At 73.5% G+C, this 5,314-nt stretch carries 5 protein-coding genes; 2 read left to right on the top strand and 3 right to left on the bottom strand.

Translation table 11 applies throughout. The annotated features are described in order from the left end of the window. A partial coding sequence (locus GSF22_RS30090; protein ID WP_208817295.1) for a bifunctional adenosylcobinamide kinase/adenosylcobinamide-phosphate guanylyltransferase occupies positions 1-651 on the bottom strand: 651 nt, incomplete at its 3' end. A gap of 174 nt (positions 652-825) precedes the next feature. Between GSF22_RS30090 and GSF22_RS30085 the strand changes: the two genes are divergently transcribed. Next, positions 826-1,026, top strand: a complete 201-nt coding sequence (locus GSF22_RS30085) for a hypothetical protein (protein WP_208817294.1) — start codon at positions 826-828, stop codon at positions 1,024-1,026. Between the two features lie 5 nt (positions 1,027-1,031). Then, positions 1,032-1,829, top strand: a complete 798-nt coding sequence (locus GSF22_RS30080; RefSeq protein ID WP_208817293.1) for a site-2 protease family protein — start codon at positions 1,032-1,034, stop codon at positions 1,827-1,829. A 113-nt stretch (positions 1,830-1,942) separates the two neighbouring features. Here the strand turns inward: GSF22_RS30080 and GSF22_RS30075 are convergent, their stop codons facing one another. Then, positions 1,943-2,941, bottom strand: coding sequence for an aldo/keto reductase family protein (locus tag GSF22_RS30075; RefSeq protein ID WP_208817292.1), 999 nt, complete (start codon positions 2,939-2,941; stop codon positions 1,943-1,945). Positions 2,942-3,035: 94 nt separating this feature from the next. Continuing rightward, complete coding sequence (locus tag GSF22_RS35885; RefSeq protein ID WP_307804453.1) at positions 3,036-5,030, bottom strand: WG repeat-containing protein; 1,995 nt, start codon at positions 5,028-5,030, stop codon at positions 3,036-3,038. Between the last annotated feature and the right edge of the window lie 284 nt (positions 5,031-5,314).

The raw sequence follows: 5,314 nt of genomic DNA, 5'->3' as shown, positions 1-5,314 counted from the left end.
GTTGAGCACCTCGGGGGACCGGGCCGGCGCGGTGCCGGTGGCCGGTACGCCCTCCGCCGCACTCGGTTCGGCCTGGCTGGGGACGCTCACCGCGCGCAGCGGGGCGCCCGGCTTCAGCCAGGCGGGCTGGCCGGCGACCACCAGCGCCACCGCGTCACAGGCGTCGGCGACGGCCCGGTTGGTGGCGCCGAGCGCGTCGGTGAAGGCCCGGCCCAGCGGCGTGGTCGGCACCAGGGTCAGCCCCACCTCGGGGCTGACCAGCACCAGCCGGGCGGTGCAGTCGCGGACCGCGCTGGCCAGCTCGGCGATGGTGGCGAGGTCGTCGGCGGGCTGGTGGGCCGGGTCCAGCAGCACGGTCACCCAGCCGCCGAGGTCGTCGACGAGCAGCGTCTCGTCCGGTCGGGCCTCGGCGATCACCCGGGCCAGCCGGGACGGGTCGGCGGCGGTCTCCTCGGTGGTCCAGCCACCCGGACGCCGCGCCCGGTGCCGGTCGATCCGGGCCGCCCATTCCGGGTCGTCCGGGCCGGCATCGGCCGAGGTGGCGACGTACCGGACCGCCGTCGCGTCGGCGACCAGCGATTCGGCGAACTCCGACTTGCCGGACCGGATGCCGCCCACCACCAGGACCGTGTTCCACCCGTCAACGGACATGTTCAAACCTTAGAGCCACCGGCGGCGTACCGGACTGGCAGGTGGGACCCGGATCGGCGGGACCGGGGGCCGCCCGGGCAGCCGGGACGGGGGATGTGGAGCAGGCGGCGGGCGGGTACGGCCGACTAGGCTTGCACCGGTTGACGCACGGGCGCATCGACGAGGGGAGACGGCATGGCGTGGAGCTGGCGGTACGAGGGCGCGGACGGCGGTGCGGTCAGCGGACCGGCCGAGACGTTCGGCAGCCAGGCGGATGCCGAGTCGTGGATCGGTCAGACCTGGCGGCAGCTCACGGCGTCGGGGATCACGTCGGTCACACTCGTCGAGGACGACCGGGTCGAATACCAGATGAGCCTGCTGCCCACGGCTGAGTGACCACGATGCCGAACGACCGTCCGGGGTACGGCGAGCCGCTGCTGCTCGGCGTGCCCCGGGCGGCGTTCCGGCCCAGCCCGGTCTTCCTGGCCCTGGTGGCCCTCTTCGTCACCACCGGGGCGCTCACCTGGCACCGGGTCGGCAACGTCCGGCTGGACGTGTTCGGGTTCGTCGTCTCCGGCTGGCTGGTCTCGCTCTGCCTGCACGAGTACGCGCACGCCCTGGTCGCCTTCCGGGCCGGCGACCGCAGCGTCGCCCACCGGGGCTACCTGACCCTGAACCCGTTGAAGTACAGCCACCCGCTGCTCTCCATCGCGTTGCCGGTGGTCGTGGTGCTGCTGGGTGGCATCGGACTGCCCGGCGGGGCGGTCTGGGTGGACCGGCACCGGATCCCCGGTCGGCTGCGGCACACCCTGGTCAGCCTGGCTGGTCCGGCGACGAACGTGCTGTTCACCGTGGTGCTGGTGGTGGCGTTACGGCTCGGCGCGGACGACGCGTACCCGGAGTTCTGGGCCGGGGTGGCGCTGCTGGCCTTCCTCCAGCTCACCGCGAGCCTGCTCAATTTGCTGCCGGTCCCCGGGCTGGACGGCGGCAACATGATCCAGCCCTGGCTGTCGCCGCAGTGGCAGCGCGGCTACGACCTGATGGCGCCCTTCGGGTTCCTGCTCCTCTTCGGCCTGCTGTGGAACCCGCGCGTCGGCGGCTGGTTCTTCGACGCGGTCTTCGCCCTGGCGGACCTGCTCGGCCTGCCGGCCCCGTTCTACGCCTACGGGCTGGAGCTGATCCGCTTCTGGCAGGGCTGACCCGGCCGCAACCGGCCGGACCCGGTCGCAGCCGCTTGCCCGGCCGCAACCGGTCGCAGCCGCTCGCCCCGGTCGCAGCCGACCGGACGGGCCGGCTGCGACCGGGTGCGGACCTACGGCCGACGCGGCGGGCTGACCGTCTGCGCCGGATCCCGCTCGACGATCGGGTCGAGGATCTCGTCGATCGCCTTGAGCAGGTCGCTGTCCAGTTTCACCCCGGCGGCCTTGACGTTGTCGTGCACCTGCTCGGGGCGGGACGCGCCGACGATCGCCGAGGACACGTTCGGGTTCTGCAGCACCCAGGCGATGGAGAGCTGGGCCATGGTCAGCCCGGCCTGCTCGGCGAGCGGCTTGAGCTGCTGTACCCGGGTCAGCACGTCGTCGGTGAGGAACTTCGCGATGAACTGCGCCCCGGACTTCTCGTCGGTGGCCCGGGAACCGGCCGGCGGCGGCTGGCCGGGCAGGTACTTGCCGGAGAGGACGCCCTGCGCCATCGGCGACCAGACGATCTGGCCGACGCCCAGCTCCTCGCTGGTGGGTACCACCTCGGCCTCGATCACCCGCCAGAGCATCGAGTACTGCGGCTGGTTGGAGATGAGCGGGATCCGCAGCTCACGGGCCAGCCCGTGGGCGGCGCGAAGTTCGGCCGCCGTCCACTCCGACACTCCGATGTAGAGCGCCTTGCCGGAGTGCACGACGTCGGCGAAGGCCTCCATCGTCTCTTCCAGCGGCGTGCTGTGGTCGAACCGGTGCGCCTGGTACAGGTCGACGTAGTCGGTCTGGAGGCGGCGCAGCGAGCCGTTGATCGACTCCATGATGTGCTTGCGGGACAGGCCCCGGTCGTTGCGACCCGGACCGGTCGGCCAGTACACCTTCGTGAAGATCTCCAGGCCCTCGCGGCGCTCGTCGCGCAGGGCCCGGCCGAGCACCTCCTCGGCCCGGGTGCCGGCGTAGACGTCGGCGGTGTCGAAGGTCGTGATGCCGGTCTCCAGGGCGGCCCGGACACAGGCGAGCGCCGCGTCCTCCTCGACCTGCGAGCCGTGGGTGATCCAGTTGCCGTACGAGATCTCGCTGATCATGAGGCCGGAGCGGCCCAGATGACGGAATTCCATACCCCGACCCTAACGGGTGAGGAAGGGCCCCCTATTAACGCATTTGGTAGAGGAAGGGCCCCTTCTTAACAACTGTGGCCCGGACGGTTGTGGCCTAGAGCACGGGCGTGGTGTCGGCGAGCAGCCGGTCGATCTCCGCCAGCACGTCCAGCCGGCTGCGGTGTACCGAGTCGATCAGCCGGCGGCCGTGCCGGTCCAGCGCACCCCACTGCCCGCTGTCCCCGACCAGGAACGCCACGGGGTGGATGACCAGTGCCGGATGGGTCGGGGGGACGACCACCCGGCCGGTCCGGTCGACGACCCCCTTGCGGCCGTTGACGTCCACCACGGCCAGTCCCTCGTCGGTGAAGCCGTCGACGTACCGGCCGTCGGTCAGCGCCGTGGTGAACCCCGAGTACGACGTGGGCACCACCACCTGCCCGGTCCGGTCGACCGCACCCCAACCACCCCGCCGGACGGCGGCCACGCCCCGCCGGAACGGGCGCACGTCGTCGAAGCCGGCCGGGATCAGCACCGTCCCCGACGGGTCGATCGCCAGCCAGTCACCGGCCCCGTTGCGCGACACCCAGGCGATCCCGTCGGAAAAGGACCCGACGCCCCGGTACCCGGCGGTGGCCCCGACCAGGCACGCCCCGGTCTCGTCGATCAGCGTCCACGCGTCCACCTCGGGCCGCCGTACCCAGGCCACCCCGTCCCGGAACGGCTGGGCCTCGGCGTACTCGGCGGGGATGGTCAGCTCACCGTGGACGTCGGCGTACCCCCAGCGGCGGGTGTCCTCGTCGAAGCTGGGCACCGGTGGCCGGTGCGCGTACCGGATCTCCTCCGGGGTGCGCGGGTACGGCCCCCAGCCCTTCGCGGCGACCCGGTCGAACACCGCGTCGAGCGCGAGTTCGGTCCGAGCCACCAGGTCGGCGTCGATGACGGTACGCAGGTCGAGGGCCCGTTCGAAGTGGTGGCACGCCTCGATGTAGCGGCCCTGCTCCAGGCAGCACCGGCCGGCGTGCTCGTGCATGGTGGCGCGGAGCCGGTCCGGCAACTCGGACGAGTTGGCCTCCAGGTAGAGCCGGTCCGCCTCGTCGAACTCACCCCGCCACTGGTGCACGTGGGCCAGCCGGGCCTTGACGATGGCGATCCGGCGCAGCTCACCGGTCGCCTCGGCATGGGCCAGCGCCAGCGTGCCGTCGGCCAGGGCCTGGTCCAGGTCGCCGAGGACCCGGGAGACCACCGCCCGGAGGCTGAGCAGCCGGGCACGGGCGCGGTCGTCGAGGGCCGTGCCGAGTTTCGCGCCCAGTTGTTCCCGCACGGTCCGCAGCGTGTCCGGCTGGTCGGGCAGCTCGCGCAGCGTCTCCGGGTCCAGTCGCCAGCGGTACGCCGTGAGGGTCTGCTCCGGGTCCGTCGTCGGCAGCGTCGACGCCACGGGTACGGCGGGTTCCGGTCCGCTGGTGGCGGGGAGCGGGGCCTCTTCGGGGGTACCGTCGCCGCTCTGGTCCGGCGGCTGCTCTCCGGGTGCGGCAGCGTCGTCGGGGTGGTCCTCCGTCGTCGCCGGCGCCGGGTCCGGGGCGTCTCCGGTGTCCCTGGGGTGCGTCAGCGGCGACTCGCCGGCCTGCGCTGCGGCCGGCGAGACCGGGACGGGAAGGTCAGCGGAAGGCGGGACCGGGACAGCGGCGTCAGCGGCCGGTGGCGCCGGGTCGGGAAGCTCGGTGGCCGCTACGGCTGACCAGCGGAACTCCGGTACCACGAGCCCGCCCCGCAGGGCACCGATCGGAGTGCCGATCACCGGCAGATCGACGTCGACCGGCTCGTCGGCGATGTCGACGTCACCGACGGTCGGCGTCTCGTCCGGCACCTGGTCCAGCGTGACCGGGGTACCGGCGATCGGCCGGTCGACGTCGGCCGGGGCGCCGGCCACCGGCAGGTCCAGGTCGGGCACGGGCGCGGCTTCGGTGGCCTCGGCCGTGCTGTCGGAGCTGCCGGTGGGCGCGCCGGCCCCCGTCGGCCGGGCGTCGGACAGCGGTACGTCGAGCGGCGGCGTGTCGGCCGGTGGCGTGACGGCCGGTGGTGCGCTGACCGGGCCTGCGCTCGCGGCCACCGGCGCTCCCGACACCGGTGCACCCGACACCGGCGCACCGGAGACCGGTACCCCCGACACCGGCGCACCGGAGACCGGTACCCCCGACACCGGTGCTCCGGATGTCGGTGCGGCGCTGAACCAGGGGTCCGGTCCGGCCGGGACGGGCGGTCGGCCGAACGAATCGGGCCGCCCCTCCGCCGGCGAACCGTGCCAGGCGGCCTCCCGGCCCGGGGGCCGGTACGGCTGCTGGTCGGGGCGGCGGTCCGGGGTACCGGCAGCACCGGGGGTGCCCGGTGCCGGGA

Source organism: Micromonospora echinofusca (assembly GCF_017614955.1).
Classification (GTDB): Bacteria; Actinomycetota; Actinomycetes; order Mycobacteriales; family Micromonosporaceae; genus Micromonospora; species Micromonospora echinofusca_A.
The sequence above is the reverse complement of the archived record's forward strand: the minus strand, read 5'-3'. Positions and strand labels throughout refer to the sequence as shown.